Source organism: Flavobacterium sp., from assembly GCF_044341185.1.
Lineage (GTDB): Bacteria > Bacteroidota > Bacteroidia > Flavobacteriales > Flavobacteriaceae > Flavobacterium.
Genome location: NZ_JBIISE010000019.1, coordinates 24,374 through 43,403 on the forward strand (window position 1 = coordinate 24,374; position 19,030 = coordinate 43,403).

14 protein-coding genes are annotated in these 19,030 nt (G+C 30.6%); 7 read left to right on the top strand and 7 right to left on the bottom strand.

From position 1 onward, the window contains the following. The first annotated feature begins 40 nt into the window (after positions 1-40). The gene (locus ACIQZ1_RS05745) at positions 41-502 is read left to right on the top strand and encodes a thioredoxin family protein (protein WP_396159873.1); all 462 of its coding nucleotides are present in this window, start codon (positions 41-43) and stop codon (positions 500-502) included. Between the two features lie 4 nt (positions 503-506). Here ACIQZ1_RS05745 and ACIQZ1_RS05750 read toward each other — a convergent pair whose 3' ends face one another. From ACIQZ1_RS05750 to ACIQZ1_RS05765, 4 genes are all read right to left on the bottom strand, one after another. Continuing rightward, a complete protein-coding gene (locus tag ACIQZ1_RS05750) occupies positions 507-2,516 on the bottom strand; it encodes a ComEC/Rec2 family competence protein (protein WP_396159875.1) in 2,010 nt (669 codons plus the stop codon). 79 nt (positions 2,517-2,595) lie between these two features. Further along, entirely contained in the window at positions 2,596-3,267 is a 672-nt protein-coding gene (locus tag ACIQZ1_RS05755; RefSeq protein WP_396159877.1) for a C40 family peptidase, read from the bottom strand. A 34-nt stretch (positions 3,268-3,301) separates the two neighbouring features. Beyond that, positions 3,302-4,417, bottom strand: coding sequence for a lipid-A-disaccharide synthase (lpxB, locus tag ACIQZ1_RS05760; RefSeq protein ID WP_396159879.1), 1,116 nt, complete (start codon positions 4,415-4,417; stop codon positions 3,302-3,304). 33 nt (positions 4,418-4,450) lie between these two features. Next, the gene (locus tag ACIQZ1_RS05765) at positions 4,451-5,764 is read right to left on the bottom strand and encodes a serine hydrolase domain-containing protein (protein WP_396159880.1); all 1,314 of its coding nucleotides are present in this window, start codon (positions 5,762-5,764) and stop codon (positions 4,451-4,453) included. Positions 5,765-5,885: 121 nt separating this feature from the next. Here ACIQZ1_RS05765 and ACIQZ1_RS05770 point away from each other — a divergent pair, with 121 nt between their 5' ends. Next, complete coding sequence (locus tag ACIQZ1_RS05770; protein WP_396159882.1) at positions 5,886-9,293, top strand: hypothetical protein; 3,408 nt, start codon at positions 5,886-5,888, stop codon at positions 9,291-9,293. 38 nt (positions 9,294-9,331) lie between these two features. Here ACIQZ1_RS05770 and ACIQZ1_RS05775 read toward each other — a convergent pair whose 3' ends face one another. After that, positions 9,332-11,074 carry a DUF6029 family protein gene (locus tag ACIQZ1_RS05775; RefSeq protein WP_396159884.1) on the bottom strand — a complete coding sequence of 581 codons (1,743 nt, stop codon included), beginning with the start codon at positions 11,072-11,074 and terminating at the stop codon, positions 9,332-9,334. Beyond that, the gene (locus ACIQZ1_RS05780) at positions 11,074-11,556 is read right to left on the bottom strand and encodes a TlpA family protein disulfide reductase (RefSeq protein ID WP_396159886.1); all 483 of its coding nucleotides are present in this window, start codon (positions 11,554-11,556) and stop codon (positions 11,074-11,076) included. The genes ACIQZ1_RS05775 and ACIQZ1_RS05780 overlap by 1 nt, the downstream gene beginning before the upstream one ends. A gap of 110 nt (positions 11,557-11,666) precedes the next feature. On the opposite strand from ACIQZ1_RS05780, the gene ACIQZ1_RS05785 reads away from it, so the two are divergent. From ACIQZ1_RS05785 to ACIQZ1_RS05795, 3 genes are all read left to right on the top strand, one after another. Beyond that, the gene (locus tag ACIQZ1_RS05785; RefSeq protein ID WP_396159888.1) at positions 11,667-12,491 is read left to right on the top strand and encodes an Omp28-related outer membrane protein; all 825 of its coding nucleotides are present in this window, start codon (positions 11,667-11,669) and stop codon (positions 12,489-12,491) included. A 106-nt stretch (positions 12,492-12,597) separates the two neighbouring features. After that, a complete protein-coding gene (locus ACIQZ1_RS05790) occupies positions 12,598-16,098 on the top strand; it encodes a T9SS type B sorting domain-containing protein (protein WP_396159890.1) in 3,501 nt (1,166 codons plus the stop codon). 1 nt (position 16,099) lies between these two features. After that, positions 16,100-16,846, top strand: a complete 747-nt coding sequence (locus tag ACIQZ1_RS05795) for an enoyl-CoA hydratase/isomerase family protein (RefSeq protein ID WP_396159892.1) — start codon at positions 16,100-16,102, stop codon at positions 16,844-16,846. A 14-nt stretch (positions 16,847-16,860) separates the two neighbouring features. Here the strand turns inward: ACIQZ1_RS05795 and ACIQZ1_RS05800 are convergent, their stop codons facing one another. Next, on the bottom strand, positions 16,861-17,463 hold the full coding sequence (locus ACIQZ1_RS05800; RefSeq protein ID WP_396159894.1) for a 2OG-Fe(II) oxygenase: 603 nt from the start codon (positions 17,461-17,463) through the stop codon (positions 16,861-16,863). A 65-nt stretch (positions 17,464-17,528) separates the two neighbouring features. Between ACIQZ1_RS05800 and ACIQZ1_RS05805 the strand changes: the two genes are divergently transcribed. Together ACIQZ1_RS05805 and ACIQZ1_RS05810 are read left to right on the top strand one after the other, a co-directional pair. Beyond that, the gene (locus ACIQZ1_RS05805; protein WP_396148312.1) at positions 17,529-17,981 is read left to right on the top strand and encodes a 6-pyruvoyl trahydropterin synthase family protein; all 453 of its coding nucleotides are present in this window, start codon (positions 17,529-17,531) and stop codon (positions 17,979-17,981) included. Further along, positions 17,982-18,935, top strand: coding sequence for a tRNA dihydrouridine synthase (locus tag ACIQZ1_RS05810; protein ID WP_396159896.1), 954 nt, complete (start codon positions 17,982-17,984; stop codon positions 18,933-18,935). Positions 18,936-19,030: the final 95 nt, after the last annotated feature.

Here is a 19,030-nt window from a genome sequence, read left to right on the forward strand (position 1 = left end):
AATTTGTATATATTTGTAAAATAATAATAAGACAGTAGTTATGAAAAAAATAATTTTAATATTCGCATTTTTATTTAGTGGATTTATTGCTCAAAGTCAAGAATTAAAGTGGTACACTGACATGTCTGTTGCTACCGATTTATCGATTAAAGAAAACAAACCAATGTTCTTGTTTTTTACAGGATCTGATTGGTGTGGTTGGTGTATTCGATTACAAAATGAAGTTTTTAAAACCCCAGAATTTGTAAAATGGGCTTCCAATAATGTTATCTTAGTAGAATTAGATTTTCCTAGAAAAAATGAACAAACAGATGCTATAAAAATGCAAAATGCACAATTACAACAACAATTACAAGTTAGAGGTTATCCTACAGTTTGGTTTGTTAACGCTTCCAAAACAGCCGATGCAAAAGTAAATTTAAATGCACTTGGAAGTACTGGCTATGTTGCTGGCGGACCACAAGTATGGTTGGAAGGTGCAAATAAAATTATCAAAAAATAATAATTTATTTCAATATATAAAATCCCTTTTCAGCTGTGGCGTGAAAAGGGATTTTTTCTTGCTCACAAGTGGTCTTCCAAAGTTTTATATAACTTTTATAATTTGACCCATCGGCAATTATTTGTTCTGGCTTAATGGTTGAAATTAATCGTTTCAAATTAATTTTTGGCGATTGAATGAGTACTATAATTTCTGGTTTTTGTTTGGTAGTATACACTCCTAAACTGTCAATACAAAGAATTTTTTTCTTAAAACTAAATACATTTTTAATAGGTTCTATTCGATACTTTTTTACAAATTTTCCTCTTGTATACGCTTCTATTGATGATTTAGAATTAGCAAAATCATCCGTATAAAATACAGATTCATTATTTATGGTTTCAACAAACAGCGTGTTTTTCATACTATTAAAAACGCCAAATTCATTATTATTTTTTTCGTTAGAATTCAGTAAAAAATAGCCCAACTGAAATATAATTATAGAAACTAATATAGCCTTAAAATTTTTACTTTTCGGGAAGTATACAAAATATACTATCGTACCAATAAGCAAATATAACAGCAAAACTAACACTTCGTGAAAAGCTATATTTTTTATAATAAAAACATCGAATTTTACGATCCAAGCCGTAAAAGCATTCATTAATTCAATTAAAAAATTGACTAAAACACTCAAATAAACCGCTACTTTCGGCAACAAAAAATTGAAAGGAATCAATGCTAATCCTAAAATTAAAATAAGGCTTGAAAGCGGAATCGCAATTAAATTAGCCAATAAAAACAATAAAGGAAATTGTCCAAAATAATACAATATTAAGGGCAAAACACCAATTTGAGCCACCAAAGAAATAAGTAATAATTCTTTAATTTTAAAGACAATTAAATGCTTGGAATAACTGTATTTTCTAACTAAGGGCTGAAAAATTACAATACTTAATACGGCGGCGAAACTCAATTGAAATCCAACATCAAAAAGATAATTTGGATTATATAAAAGTAAAAGCAATGCGGAAACAGCTAAAGAATTATAAATATTAGACTGTCGGTTAACAATTTTTCCCAATGCAACTACAGAAAACATAACCGCTGCGCGTACAATTGAAGCAGAAAATCCAGCTAAAATGGCATAAAACCATAAAATACATAACGAAAGAAGAAAGATATACAATTTCCCTTTTTTGAATCGAAGTAATGGTTTAGTAAGCCAAAGTACAATTCCGTAAATTAAGGCAATATGTAATCCTGAAATGGCTAAAATATGAATAATTCCTGCTTGTGTGTAATTTGTACTAATTTCTTTTGATAACTCTGTTTTTTCACCAAAAAGCAATGCCATTAATAGATTGTAATTGTCTTTTTTAAAGCTATTTACATCATAACTTTTTAATAATTTCGATTTAATTAAATTGATATAATAATAAAAATTTGTGTCTGTTGAAACACTAATTGTATTTGTCTCATTAATTTTAATTTCATGAAAAACATTCTGATTTTTTAAATATTTAGAATAATCAAATTGATATGGATTTAAAGCGTTTTGAAGGATATTTGGGGTTTCAAACAACTTTATTTTGTTTCCAACCTCTATTTCTTTTTTCTTTATTTTTGGTACATAAAGCAGTATTTTACCTATACAATTTTGCCCGTTAATTCGTTCCGCTTTTAAAATAAATTTATCAAAATATGTAGTTGATTTTAATTTTTCAGAAACTACACCTTGAACAATATTTTTTTCTGAAATAAAATTAGAAATATGGATTTTCGAATGTATTTGAACATTAAAATAACTTGAAAGTGTACCTAAATTTAAACACAAAAGCACTACAAAACTTTCAAAAATCAAGGAATTTAATCTCTTTTTAATATTCAGAAAATATCCAATAGAAAAACAAAGTACATTTAAAATCAGTCCAATTAAAATATAAAATAACGGAATGGAAAAGTAATATTGAATTACAATTCCAATACTAAAGCCCCCAAGTATGGGAACAATTGGGAATTTAATAAATTTCATGAGTTAGTAGGTTTGTTTACAATAAAAAAATAATTTGGGATTATTTTTCAGTAAAAAATGCAGAAATGGTTTGCTAAATTTATTCCAAAATTCTATTTACACATACAAAAGTTCTTGCATAATAATTTTCAGAAGTAGACGAATATACTACTCCGCTACTAGTTGATGAATGAATGAATTTAATTATCCCATCTGTATTTTCTGTTACTATTCCTACATGACTAATGTAGCTGCCATTGGTTTTAAAAAAAATTAAATCGCCTGGTTTGGCGTCTTTTTTTAATATGCGTTTTCCAATTTGTGCCATTTCTGCCGAATTTCTTGGCAATGTAATATCAAATTGATTAAGCGTATAGGTAACAAAACCAGAACAATCAAAACCAGCTGGAGTTGAACCTCCTCCTCTATAAGGTGAACCTAAACTTTCTGCCGCTACATTGAGAATTTGTTGCTTTATGTAATCTGACACCTCAAAAGTGGGAGTAAAATCTTGTGGCGTTTCTTCTTCCACCACTACTTTAATTTTGGATTGTTCAATACTATCTTGTACAGCTTTTTGTTTCGCTTTTTCAATAGCTTTTAATTCTTTTTTTGTAGGTTTTGCAGGTTTTTCTAATCCTGTTTTTTCAGTAAATGTATAACTTCCTGTTTTTTGAGCCACTTGTTTTGAAGTAACAATTACAGGCTTCTGCAGGGATTTACAACTAAATAATAAAATAGTTAGTAAGAAAATATAAATAGATTTTTTCATTTTTTTGGGGTTTTATGAAGTTTAAATTTAGAAATTATATTTTAATTGAAGAAATTATACCATTCGCAGTTTTTTCACTCGCCCCTTTTCCACCCAATTTTTGTTCCAAAATTTCATACTCGTTTTGAATGGTTTCTCTGGATTTTCCTGATAAAATTTTGTGCAATTCAATTTCTAAATTATGAGTATTTAACTCATTTTGAATTAGTTCTTTCACCACTTCTTTATCCATGATTAAATTGACTAAAGAAATAAACTTTAGTGTAATAATTCGTTTTGCAATTTCATAAGAAATTTTATTGGCTTTGTAACACACAATTTGTGGCACTTTAAACAATGCTGTTTCTAAAGTAGCTGTTCCAGAAGTTACTAACGCAGCATGAGAAACACTTAATAAATCGTACGTTTTATTACTTACAAATTTTACATTTTCGGTAGTTAAAAATGTTTTATAAAATTGAAATTCTTGACTTGGCGCTCCAGCTATTACAAATTGATAATTAGGAAATTTAGCGACAACAGATAGCATAATGGAAAGCATTTTTTCAATTTCTTGTTTTCTACTTCCTGGTAACAAAGCAATAATAGGTTGATTTGTTAAATTATTTTCTTTAGTAAATTGTTCAAAATTGATTTGCTTTCTATCGGAAATGGCATCTATTAAAGGATGCCCTACAAATTCAACAGGAAAATTATGTTTTTTCTCGTAAAAATCTTTTTCAAAAGGCAAAATCACGTACATTTTATCAATATCGCGTTTGATGTCTTTGATACGATTTTCTTTCCAAGCCCATATTTGAGGGGAAATAAAATATTGATTTTGAATACCTAATTTCTTAGCCCATTTTGCAATTCGCATATTAAAACCTGGGTAATCAATGTAAATTAAAGTATCTGGTTGAAAATCAAGAATGTCTTTCTTACAAAAAGAAATATTACCTAAAATGGTTCGTAAATTCATAATCACTTCGGCAAAACCCATAAAAGCTAATTCACGATAATGTTTTACTAAGGTGCCACCCACATTTTGCATTAAGTCACCACCCCAAAAACGAATTTCTGCAGTTGGATCTTTGGCTAAAATAGCTTTCATTAAGTTGGAACCGTGTAAATCACCTGACGCTTCGCCCGCTATTATGTAATATTTCATTTTGATCAATTAATTGGCTAAGATAAAATATTTCTATTCCTTAGTAAAATTAAATTTCATGCCCCCTTGTTTTAATACGAAAGAAGTCGCAGAGATAAACTCAATTTCTATTCCAGCTTGAACAAATACAAAAACATCATCTTTAGAAAAAGTTAATGGAAAACTCGGTTGTCCAGTAGCTTGTGCTAATAAATTTCCTTCTTTTTCAAAAACGTTAATTTTTAATGGAATCTCTTTAGAAGCAAAGGTTCCAGAATATTTTTGAATTAATTCTGCATCTAACTTTTTAAAATTCGGGAACGGATAAGGCAACTTATAATAAATACTTAAAATTCCAATCATAATGTCGTTTTGACTATAATTTTCACCGTTTACAATTAAAGAAATTGTCAAATCATCTTTTTCATAATAACCCATTGAAGATCCAAATCCTTCAATTTTTCCGTTATGACCATAAAATTTTCTTTCTCCAAATGGGAAACGAATTAATGCCATTCCGTAAGTGTCTTTAAGTGTTTTCATTAGTTCTAATGAAGCTGGAGTAACTAAATTTCCTTTAAAAAGGGCACGAATAAATTTTGTTAAGTCTTCCGGTGTTGAAATAATTCCTCCAGAAGAAAAAGCAATGTCGTTATTCCATTCATCAATTTTATCCCAATATTCGCCATTAAATGTGTAGGAATAACTTTCTCTTTTAGAAATGTCTGTTTTATCGTTTGTGTAATACGTGTTTTTTAACTCTAATTTATCTGAAATTCTTGTTTTTAAATTTTCTGCAAATGATTTTTTTGTAATTTTCTCTATAATTAAACCTAAAATAAAGTAATTAGAATTACTGTATTCGTGTTTGGTATCAGCTTCAAATATAGAAGAATAATTTTCTATTTTTTTTAGTATCAACTCTTTCGTATTTGGTTTTCCCAACACATCTGTTAATGTAGCATCAGCATTTGCATAGTCTTTTATTCCCGTGCGTTGATACAATAAATGTTCTATCGTAATTTTATCAGATTGGTCAATTTTTGGGAAAAATCGATTCAACTTAGTCGATAACAAAATCTGTTTTTCTTCCACCAATTGCATTATCATTGTAGCGGTAAACGTTTTAGATATAGATCCAATTTTATATTTCGTGGCACCATTGGCACGCACTCCTTTAGTTGCTTCAGAAAACCCATAGGCTTGTTTAAAAACTACTTCATCGCCTAAACGAATGCATAAAGAACCCATAAATTTGTCGTTTTCATATAAGTAGTTTAACAAACTATCAATTCGTGCAAAACGAATTTCTTGAGCAAATGTGCTTAATGAAAGAAATAAAAATAAAATAGAAAGGCTTTTTTTCATTGTTATGTAGGTTTTAAGTGGCTAGTTATTTGTTGTAAAAACTTATACAAAATTAAGTAAATAGAATGGTATACAAAAATTGAAATTTTCTCGTTTATACAAATATCAGTACTTTTACCATATGTATAAACAAATTAGTTGTCTTTTATTGTTTTGTTTTGTTTCTGTTGGCTTTGGTCAAGAGAAAAACAACGCATTCAAAACTAAAAAATTTATATATACAAATAAAGAAATTCTTATTGATACTTCTGCATTGAATCCAAATTCATTTAAAATTTTCAATGTAAATCAACAAGAAATTGATACCTCTTTTTATTCATTCAATTACCAAACTAAAAAATTAATTTTCAAAAAAATATTTCAAGATTCAGTACGAGTTCAATATTATCAATTGCCAAATTTTCTAACGAAAACCTACACTATTTACGACGAAAAAAAAATTGTGCCAAATGAAAACGGACGATTACTTACGTTCTCGGAAAACACAAAAAAACAAATTCCAATTTTTAATGACTTGAAAACCAATGGAAGTATTTCTCGAGGATTCACAGTGGGAAACAATCAAAATACGGTTTTAAATTCCAATTTAGATTTACAAATTTCTGGGAAATTATCTGACGATATTACATTAAAAGCATCTATTCAAGATAGTAATATACCCTTGCAAGAAGGCGGATATTCGCAAAAAATTGATGAATTTGATCAAATATTTATTGAACTTTCATCGAAAAATTGGAACATAAGAGCAGGTGATTTATTTTTAGAAAATAGAAAAACCAGCTTTTTAAATTTTAACAAAAAAGTGCAAGGTCTTTCCTCACATTTTAATTGGGGAAATACCAAAAAAAACGATTTGTTTTTTGCTGCTTCATTAGTTCGAGGACAATATACAAAAAGTAATTTCACAGGACAAGAAGGTAATCAGGGTCCCTACAAATTACGAGGCAATAGTGGTGAATTATATGTGTTAATTATTTCGGGTTCAGAACGTGTTTATGTAAACGGAATATTAAAAGAGCGAGGCGAAAACAAAGATTATATAATAGATTATAACGCAGGAGAAATTATTTTTAATGCCACTTTTCCAATAACTTCCGAAATGCGAATTGTAATGGAATATCAATATTCGGATAGAAATTATACCCGTTTTTTAAGCTACGGCGGATTTCAGCACGAAAGTGATAAATTTAGTATTGGTGCTTATCTGTACAATGAAAATGATGTAAAAAATCAACCGTTACAACAAAGTTTATCTGAAAATCAAGTGCAAACTTTACAGCTCGCTGGAGACAATCCTGACTTAATGAATGCATCTTCAGCTTATATAGATTCCTATTCGGAAAATAAAATACTCTATAAAAAATCGATACTAGGTAGCACTGAAATATTTGAATTTTCTACAGACCCTACACAAACTTTATACCAAGTAAAATTTACTTTCTTAGGAAATAATTTAGGAAATTATATTTTAGCAAGTAGCAATACGATTGGGAAAATTTACGAATATTTAGCGCCGATTTCGGGTGTTCCGCAAGGAAGTTACGAACCAATAGTTAAGCTAATTGCACCAACTAAAATTCAAATCGCTACCATTGTAAGTTCGTTTTCGCCAACTAAAAAAACAGAAATTGAAACCGAAATTGCCATTTCTAATCACGATAAAAATTTATTTTCAAATTTAGATGATGCCAATAACCAAGGAATTGCAACAAAATTAAATCTGAAACAGCAATTGTTTTCTAAAGGAATTCAAGTGCAATCTTTTGCTACTATTAATTACATTCAAGAAAATTTTAAACCTATTGAGCGATTGTATAATATTGAGTTTAATCGAGATTGGAACCTTACCAATCCATTAGGAAATCAGATGTTATTATTGGGTGGAGTCCAATTTAATTCGGTTCAAAAAGATACGGTTAAATGGAAAACATTTGGAAAATACCAATTTGAAAAATTAGTTTATTCTACCAATTTTTCTGGAAATAAACACACGTTTCAATCCTTTACAAAAAATAAAAATTTAGCACTTCAAACACAAGTTAGTTTGATGGATAGTAAAAATAATTCAAGTAAATCAAATTTTTTAAGAAGTCAAAATGTTGCGAAATATCATTTTAAGAAAAACTATTTAGGTGCTAATTTTAGATTTGAAAACAATAAAGAGATAGCAAATGAAACAAAAATTTTAAGCAATTTTAGTCAACGATTTTCAGAATTTGGAAACTTTATTGGTCGAGGAGATTCTACAAAAGTATTTGCCGAAATTGGGTATTTAACCCGACAAAATGATAGTATTAAAAACAATCTATTACAACGAGTAAATACATCATTTTCAACTTATTTGAAATCGCAAATTATCAAAAACGATAGAAGAAATTTAGGTATATTCATCAATTATAGAACCTTAAAATTTGCAGATAATCGCGCCACAGAACCTTCTATAAATTCGAGAGTAAATTATTCTGATTCCTTTTTTAATCAACTAATTCAAACTACTACTTTTTATGAAAATAATTCGGGAAGTATCGCCCAACAAGAATTTACGTTTTTAGAAGTTGATGCTGGTCGAGGTATATATATGTGGAACGATTATAATAATAACAACATTCAGGAGCTACAAGAATTTGAAATTGCAACTTTTTCTGATTTAGCAAAATATATAAAAATATTTCTTCCCAATCAGATATTTATTAGAACGTATCAAAACAAATTGAGTCAAACAGTTACATTTAACGGAAATGCTTGGCAAAATAAAACTGGAATAATGAAGTTTTTATCTAAATTTTACAATCAAACTTCCTTGATAATAGATAAAAAAACAACTCGAAATTCCAATGTTTTTGAATGGAATCCTTTTGCAAAAAATGATTCGAATTTAATAGGATTAAATAATAATTTTAGAAATAGTTTGTTTTTTAATAAAGGAAAACAAAAAAATTCGGTAACCTATACTTACAATTCTAGTGCGTTAAAAAACGTTTTGAATTTTGGAATTCAAGAAAATTATCTTAAAAATCATCAGTTGCAATATGTGCATTTAGTAAAAAAATTCTGGTTATTTCAATTACAAACAAGTACTTCAAATTTAAAAAGCATTTCGGATAATTATGCAAGTAGAAATTTTAATATTAGTGGCTTAGAAATTGCTCCTAAAGTGTCATATATTTTTAATAAAAATGCAAGTTGGGATGTTTTTTATGAAAATAATAGTAAAGAAAATACAATCGGAAATTTAGAAAAATTAAAACAGCAACAACTAGGCACGTCATTTAATTGGAATACAGAGAAAGGATTTTCATTAAATGGAATATTTACTTATATCAATAATAATTTTACCGGAAGCGTTTCTTCTCCAGTTGGTTTTCAATTGCTGGAAGGATTACAAAACGGAAAAAATTCTACTTGGCAACTTCTATTTCAGAAAAATATTACGCAATTTTTAGATGTTTCAGTAAATTATAACGGACGAAAATCAGAAACAAGTAAAACGGTACATACTGGTACCATTCAGTTGCGTGCGTTTTTCTAAAAAAAAATCCCAATTAAAATTAACTGGGATTTTTTATATTAAAATGAGGTTGTAATTTGCAATCCTAAACCGGTACTTGGAGGAACAAATCGGCACACACCACCAGCACAAACCAAACCGCCACGTTGACGGCCATAATTTAATGCCACACGTGTACTTCCTTTTTTATAAGCAGTTCCAAAATTATAGAAATGGATATCAAACAAATCTGTTTCACTAATGGTAAGCGTTTTATGGTCAAAACCATAATTATACATATCCATAGCAAATATTGACCAGTTTTCATTATGATTGTACTCTACTGTTCCAGCTGCCCAATTTTTTCTATCATTATCTGCCCACATATGTTCAAAACCAAAAGTAATCGATTTTGTGTCAGATAATTGATAGGTTGATTCTGAAAATAGAGTATGAGAATTAATAATGTAATTATTAAATATACCTTGAATTTGTTTATTGTTATAATACTGATTGATATACGTGAATGCTGTTTTGAAATTTTTGGAAACCTTTTTCGTGATTTCAATATTATAATCTGAAAAATACTTCTCGTTAGCATTAAATAATTCTGCTTGATAATTTTGGATGTTCTCACCAGCATTATTTGTATATCTGTATTTTGCTTTCAAATTAAACCAAGAAGATACATTTAAATTAATTTTCGTTCCATATTTTCCTCCCAAAGCAGTGCCTTTTTTAAAATCGTAGAAAAAATCAAATTGTCCGCCAATTTCTCCAAATTTGTTTATCTGTGTAGATTCATCCATCACCACTTGAAACTGGGCTTGGTACACATAAATATTTGCCAAATTAGAATGATGTTGTTTGGTTAAACTTGGAATGAAATTCAATATTTTGTCGTTATAATTTAAACTTGTACTTGAAAGTGTTGGATAGTTATCTAAATTTCTTTGTGCTAATAATTGCATATTTTCAACACGTCTTAAATTGGCGTCAAAACCAATTCCTTTTTTTGAATATCCAAAATTTACTAATAAAGCACTACCCTCTTTAGCAAAATCTGTGTCCAAAATATTTTGTACAATAATTGCATCACGGGTTTTAAAAACATATTCGGTATTTACATAATAATTTTTATAACCCAATTCAAATCGGTTTGAAAACACATTAGTAAAAGCACTAAAATTTTTAACAGAAACTGGCAATTTTTCGTATCTACTGACACCACTAAAACCATATTTAAAATCGAAGGTTTCCATGTTTAAAAGTTGACTAACATTAACATCTGTGTTAAATCCGAAAACATCGCCGTTTGCTACATCAAAACCAGTTCTAGCTTTTCCGTATAAAGCAGTAAAAGAAATTTCATCAATTGGCGAATACACCACTTTTGCACCACGTAGTGCATTATTAATACCTAAAGACCGGTCTTCCCATGTTCTTAGTGCTAAGCCACTTCCAAATTGTACGTAATAATGACCTAAAGTCACGTCTAATTTTTTGGATTTATAATTCACATAATAAGTGGCAAAATTTGTACCCTTATATTTTGGATTAAAATTTAATAATGCCTCATTCATATAGGATTCCACTTGCGTTCCAAATGTGAATTTTTTGTAATTGAAATTTACATTGAAATAATTGTTGGCACGTAATGGTACAGTATCGTGGTTGATTCCTCTATTTTTATCATTAGTGTACCATTGTCCATTTCTTTCAAAACTACCATACACTTTTAATTTCGTTTTGGTAGAATCGGCATTTTGTGCGAATGAAAAAAGAGTCGAAATTAAAAACGTGAAAGTGATTGTTTTTTTCATTATTTCAAGGCTTTAATTTGTTCCAATAACTGATTTTCGCTTCCAGGTGTGTGGCCGTTTTGAGTAAAAACAATTTCTCCATTTTTTACCACTGCAGTGAAAGGTGGATTTGAAATGCCTAAACTTCTTTTAAAATCTTGATTGGTATCCATCAGTATTGTATATTCCCAACCTTTACCATTTACAAGTGGTTTTACTCTTTTATTGGTTCTGGCATCATCAATTGAAACCGCAATAACTTCTACATTGGCTTGTGATTTCCAATCTTCGTATACTTCATTAATTGCATCTAATTCTTGAATACAAGGTGCACACCAAGTTGCCCAAAAACAATACACATATACTTTGTCTTTTTCTATAAAATTTTGAGTTGTAGAAACCGTTGTTCCCTCTAAATTTTTAAGTGTTACACCTGGTAATTTTTTTTGCGAAAACCCTAATGCACATAAAAATAGGATTACATTTAAAACTAGTTTTTTCATTATTCGAAAGATATTTAATAGCAAATAAAAGATATTTCCAGCATTATAAAAAATTTTTTTAAATTTGCATAAGAAGTTTCACGCCAAACTACTGAAAAACATAAAATTATATGAGAAAAATTCTGTTCGCTGCAATTACTTTTTTAGGGTTAATAAATGTGTCATGCATATCAAATGATTGGGAAGATAATTCAGTAAGTTCTGAGGTTATTGAACAGCCAATTTCTGGAAAATTTTTAAAAAATGTCTTAATTGAAGATTATACTGGAACCTGGTGCCAATATTGCCCAAGAGTTTTACATGGTATAGAACAAGTTGAAGCAGAAGGGTTAAACGCATATCCCGTTTCAATTCATAGAACTTCTGGTTCTTTTACTGATCCTTATAACTTTAATGCTTTAGCTCTTGAACAAATGTTAGATATTTCTGGCTATCCAGCAGCAAAATTAAACAGAAATATTCAATGGAGTAATTCTAATTCTCCAACAGAAGTGAAAAACCAAATTAAACCGAATGCTGATTTAGGTATTGCATTAAACTCTTCGGTTTCTGGTGGGAACATTAATTTAGATGTAAATATTAAATTTGTTGCAAATTTTTCTGATTTAAAACTTGTAGTGTATGTTTTAGAAGATGGTTTAATTTACAATCAGGTAAACGCCACATCATACTTTGGTGGACAAAATCCAATTGTTAATTTTGAACACAATCATGTTTTAAGAGCTTGCCTAACAAATTTAGTTATTGGAGATGCATTAACTGGAACAAATGCAGGTTCAATAGTTACAAGAAACTTTACAATACCTATACCAGCAAATGTAGCAAATGTAGCTAATATTCGTTTCGTTGCATTTGTATTAGACGCATCAGGAAGAGCAATAAATGTTAGAGGAGTTGCACCAAATAGTAACCAAACATTTCAAATAAACCCTTAATTTTTATCATAAAAAGTTTAAAATGGGTGCCAAAAGGTGCCTTTTTCTTTTATTATAATCAGAATTAAATAAAAATAGAATAAATTTGTTATTCATATTCCACCAAATGAAAAAAATATATATTTTACTTACTATTTTTGGTTTTTTTACTACTAATGCCCAATTAAGTAACAAACATTGGTTACCGCCATTACACTCTAGAGACAACACTGCAATTGAAAATCATTATTTATATATTTCAACTCCAGAAACAGTTCCTTTTGAAGTAACGGTTACAACTGGAAATGGCATACCTATTACCGGTTCGCCATTTACAATTTCTCAGTCTACACCTATAGTGGTATCTGTGGGATCTGGACAACCTACTGATATGTTTTTGGATGTTGCTGATGTTAATATTGTTAAAAATGACAAAGGTCTTATTTTACAAGGGGCTAAGGATTTTTATGTAAGCTTTAGAATGCGAGCAGCAAATCATGCAGAAACATTAATTTCCAAAGGTAGACCAGGCATTGGAACATCCTTTAGATTAGGAAGCACACCACAAGGCGGTGAAGTTTCAATTCGAAATTTTGTTTCCAGTGTTATGGCTACAGAAAACAATACCGTGATAAATTTATCGGATTATAATTCTAGTGTGGTATTTGTTTCTGGTACAGGAAATATCACTTCTGATACTCAAACATTTACATTAAATGAAGGAGAATCCATTGTTTTTTCAGGTTATACAGATGTAAGCGCAAATTGGACTGGTTTTATAGGCGCTTTATTAACTGCTACTAAACCAGTAGCAGTCAACACAGGTAATGCAACTGGAGGTGTATCAAATAATGGTTCCGATTTTACATTAGATCAAATAGTGTCTTCTTCTCAAATTGGAACAGAATATATTTTTATCGAAGGAAACGGCTTGCCTCAAATGGAATTACCATTAATAATTGCAAATGAAGACAATACTCAAATTTTCGTAAATGGGAATACGGTAGCCGCAACAACCTTAAATGCTGGTGATTATTATTTAGTACCTAATTCACAATATCAAGGAAGTGCTACTAATAAAAACATATATGTAAAATCATCAAAACCTGTTTTTGCCTATCAATTAATTGGTGGGGATAACTCTTATCCAACCTCTGGATTAAATTTTATCCCACCACTTAGTTGCTTTTTTCAAAATTCTGTTTATTTACCAGCAATCAACGAAATTGGTAGTTCTAATTACAATGCCGACTTAATGATTTTAACTTATTCAAATGCCACAATTACAATAAACGGAAATACAATTAATACCTCACAATCACAAGCAGTTCTTGGAAATGCAGATTGGGTTACTTATAGAATTTCAGGATATTCTGGAAATGTAAATGTAATATCCACAGGGCCACTAGCAGTAGGTGTTTTTGGAGCAAGTGGCGCCGCAGGTTACGCAGGTTACTATTCAGGTTTTGGTAGTGCCCCACAAGATACTCCAGTTACGGTGTGTTCATCCACTACTACTAATTTATTTGATGCTATTAATGGAAATCCAGGAACTGGAGGAACATGGACAGTACCAGCTGGTGGCGCGCCATTAGCAGGCGATATTTTCGATCCAGCTATTAATTTACCAGGTGAATATATTTATTCTTTTACAAAAACATGTAATACAGCGCTAACTTTTATTAGTGTAAAAGTGAATGTTACCATAGAACAAGCCAACTATGTAGGTACAAATACAACAAAGGATACTTGTAAAAGCGCAACATCTTTTGATTTATTTCCTATATTAGGTACAGGAGTAACAACTGGCGGAATATGGTCTTTAAATGGAATAAATAGACCAAACAGCACTTTTAATCCAACAGTTGATTTAAGCGGAACCTACACCTATACTATTCCTGCAAGCGGCGTTTGTCCAGCTTTATCTTCAAATGTAGTGGTTACTAATTATGATGTGCCTACTTTAGTTTCTATTTCAGATTTAAAAGCCTGTGATGATGCTTTAGATGGAAATGACACAAATGGTCAAACTACCTTTAATTTAACTCAAAAAACGGCTGAAATATTAAATAATCAAGCAAACGTTACTGTTACGTATCACTTACTACTAAACGATGCGGTTTCTGGTACAAATGCCATTACATCCTATACTGGGCCAAATGCTATTATTTATGTTAGATTATTCAATACCGTAACAAATTGCTTCAATACTACTAGTTTTAATGTTGTTGTAACTCCATTACCTGTTCTAAAACCAGTTATTGAACCACTAAAACAATGCGATAGTGATACCGATTCCATTACAGATTTTAATTTAACAGAAGCGAATGTACTTTTATCCAATCAAAGTAATTTGACTTTCAAATATTTCTTAACACTAACAGATGCTTTAAACAATATCAGTCAAATAACAAATGATACTGCATTTAATTCACCTAATAACGGAATTGTATGGGCAAGAATAGAAAATGCAGATGGATGTTTTAGAACCGCGCAAGTAAATTTAATTGTTTCAGCAACACAAATCCCTGCTACTTTTCAAAAAATTGTATTGGAAGAATGTGATGATTATATCGACCTAAATGATCCTGATACTGATGGTATTGATTATTTCAATTTTACAGGTTCAACTAATAGTTTTGCATATGCTACAATTACTATTTTATCTCCATTTTTAAATAGCTCCAACTTAACAGTAACTTATTATACCTCCGAAGCACAAGCCCTAGCAGAAGCAAACCCAATAGACACCACTAACCCTGATGGATTTAGAAATACAGTTCCAAATCTTCAGCATATTTGGGTTAGAATAGACAGTAATATAAACAATGATTGTGTAGGTTTAGGTCAATATTTAGATTTAAAAGTAAACCCGCTACCTAATTTTGATATTATCGATTATAAACTATTATGCGTACAACCAGGATCAGGTGCTGGAAGTTTTGCTATTAATGCCACGCCAACCGTACCTGGCAATTATACCTATACTTGGACACCTACTAATCCAAACACAACAGGAGGTCAAGAAAACGCTATTTTTAATGCGGGTACATCCGGAATTTATAAAGTAGTTGTAACTAATACAGCTACGCAATGTTCAAAAGAAGATCAAACGGAATTGTTTATTTCTTCGGCACCTAATTCTGTAAAATTAGAATTGGTTTCAGAGATTTTCTCAAGCGGATTAGCCACCATTCAAGCAGAAGTAATTGGCGGTTTTGGTTCGTATGAATTTAGTTTAAATCAAGTAGATTGGCAAACCAGCCCGATTTTTACAAACTTGCCAAATGGTGTTTATACCGTTTATGCTAAAGATGTAAATGGATGTTTACCCATAAAACAATCCAACTCGGTAACTACCATTTCGTATCCAAATTATTTTACGCCAAATGGCGATACGTATAATGATACCTGGAACATTTCTGGCTTAACACCAGATTTCAAAGCCAAAATTTTTATTTTTGACCGATACGGAAAATTAATAAAAGAAATAAATCCGTATGCTGGAGGCTGGGATGGAAAACTAAATGGCGAAGAAGTGCCTTCAACAGATTATTGGTTTAAAATTGAATATACAGAAGATGGCGTTCAGAAAGAGTTTAAATCACACTTTAGTTTAAAAAGATAATATGACAGCTTTCGTAAAACAAGAAGTAAAAAATAATATTGGTTACATCACCTTTTTTCATCCAGCAGGAAATTCGTTTCCAAGCGCGCAATTGAAAGAATTAGTGAAAACAATTCAGGATTTAGATGCGAATGAAAACGCTACCATTATTGTTTTACAAAGCGAAGGATCTACCTTTTGTGCCGGTGCTTCTTTTGATGAATTATTGCAAATTGATAATTTAACAGACGGAAAACAATTTTTCTCTGGTTTTGCCAATGTGATAAACGCCATGCGAAACTGTTCGAAATTAATTGTTGGAAAAGTACAAGGAAAAACCGTTGGTGGTGGCGTAGGAATTATTGCTGCTTGCGATTATGCTATTGCTACAACAAAAGCTGATGTAAAACTTTCAGAATTAACTATAGGAATTGGCCCTTTTGTAATTGAACCTGCCGTGAGCCGAAAAATTGGACACACCGCTATGAGCGAATTAACTTTAGCCGGAAACGAATGGAAACCTGCAACTTGGGCTTTTGAAAAAGGGTTGTTTGCCAAATTAGTGCAACCTGAAGATTTGGATTCAGAATTAGAAAAATTCGCTTCACAATTAGCTAGCTACAATCCAGAAGCGTTAGCTGAAATGAAACAAGTATTGTGGCAAAATACCGCACATTGGAGCACGTTGTTATACGAACGCGCTGAAATTTCTGGAAAATTGGTACTGAGTGCTTTTACGAAGAAGGCTTTGGAAGGGTTTAAGAAGTAATTTTTACTAAATTATTAACTCGTTTTCAACCAACCCGTAATACTAAATCTTTTTCTATGAACGGGTTTGACTTCGTGTTCTAAAATTTGACTTTCAAAAATGACCACTCGGCCTTTTAATGGGTAAATTTTAATTTCTTCTTCTGGTTTGTAAATGACCAATTCGCCACCAAATTCGGATTGCCAATTTTCATCGTTTAAATAACAAACTATAGATAATTTTCGTCGCGTATCGTTTTTAAACACATCTAAATGACGTTTGTAAAAAGTGCCTTCTGGATACAATGCATAATGAAATTCTTTAGTGGTAATACCTAAATAACAAGTCGCATTGATGTAAGTTACAAAATCGTTGATGGTATTGAAAAACGTTTCCGAAGCTTTGTTTTTATCTTCTTCATTCAGCCAAAAAATATAATCGCCACGAATTTCTTCTTTCACCACTTCATCCGATTTATTTCCAATTGCCGATTTTTTAAACTCAGATGTTTCCAATTTTTGTTCTAATTCCGCACGCATAATTTGCACCGCTTCATCTGAAAAAAAAGCATCGCAAACGGCATATTGGTTTTCCAATAAATTGGTAATTATGGTTTCGTAAAGGGGATTCAATTCCATTAGTTGCACATTTGAAGCAAAGATATGTGAATAATTTCGTAATTTTGCTGTTCAATTATCACATCATGAGTAAAATTAGAATTACCAAACAATTTAATTTCGAAACGGGTCATGCCCTTTATGGCTATGATGGAAAATGTAAAAACGTACACGGACATAGTTATAAACTATCGGTTACGGTTATTGGTGAACCGATTACAGATTCAAATAATGTAAAATTTGGAATGGTAATTGATTTTTCAGATTTAAAAAAAATTGTCCGAGAAGACATTGTGGATGTCTTTGATCACGCTACTGTTTTTAACCAAAATACCCCACATGTAGAATTGGCGAAAGAATTACAAAATCGCGGACATCATGTAATTTTGGTGGATTATCAACCTACAAGTGAAAACATGGTAGTAGATTTTGCAAATAAAATTAGGGCGCGTTTGCCTAAAGACATTCAGTTACATTCGCTACGTTTACAAGAAACTGAATCGTCTTTTGCAGAATGGTTTGCTTCAGATAATGTTTAGATGAGCATTACTTTATTATCTTCTCCTTTACAAGGATTTACGGATTTCAGATTTCGAAATGCGTTTCACAAACACTTTGGTGGTATTGATACGTTCTATTCGCCTTACATCAGATTAAACGGAAAATTAGAAATTAAAGCGTCATACGAACGTGATATTCTTCCAGAAAACAATTCGACTTTAGAAGTCATTCCGCAAATTATAACTAATGATGCGGAAGAGTTTTTATTTGTAGCAAAATATGTGCAATCACTTGGTTATAAAGAACTAAATTGGAATTTAGGCTGTCCGTATCCCATGGTGGCAAAATGTGGAATGGGCTCTGGTTTAATTAGCAATACCGAACGAATTCATTCTATTTTAGATAAAGTGCATAGTGAAACGAATATTGTGGTTTCGATGAAAATGCGAATGGGTTATGAAAACGCCTCAGAAATTTTAGAGGTGTTCCCAATTTTAGAAAAATATCCTATAAAAAATATCGCCATTCATGCCAGAATTGGTAAACAAGTTTATAAAGGCGATGTAGATTTAGATTCGTTTCAACGTTGTTTAGATGTTTCAAAACACAAACTGTATTATAATGGTGATATTACTTCAGTTGAAAAATTTAAAGACATGCAAGCTCGCTTTCCGAGTATTGATCATTTTATGATTGGAAGAGGCTTACTTGCAGATCCGTTTTTACCCAATATGATTAAAAATAATACTACCGAATATCCTGAAGATAGGTTTAAGATTTTTAATGTGTTTCACGATGAAATTTATCAGGAATATGATGCTTTTTTACAAGGCCCAACGCCAATACGAATGAAGATGTTAGGCTTTTGGGAATACTTTTCACAATCCTTTCCGGATACCCAAAAAACATTTAAGAAAATTAAAAAAGCCCAAAGTAAAAGAAATTACGAACTTGCTGTTAAAGAAATATTTTCTTCTAAATTAAGTACATAAAAAAATCGCCTCAATATTGAGGCGATTTTGTTTTATTACTATGTGGTGTTCTTACTTACTTTTTGATAATTAAGAACTCACTTCTTCTGTTTTGT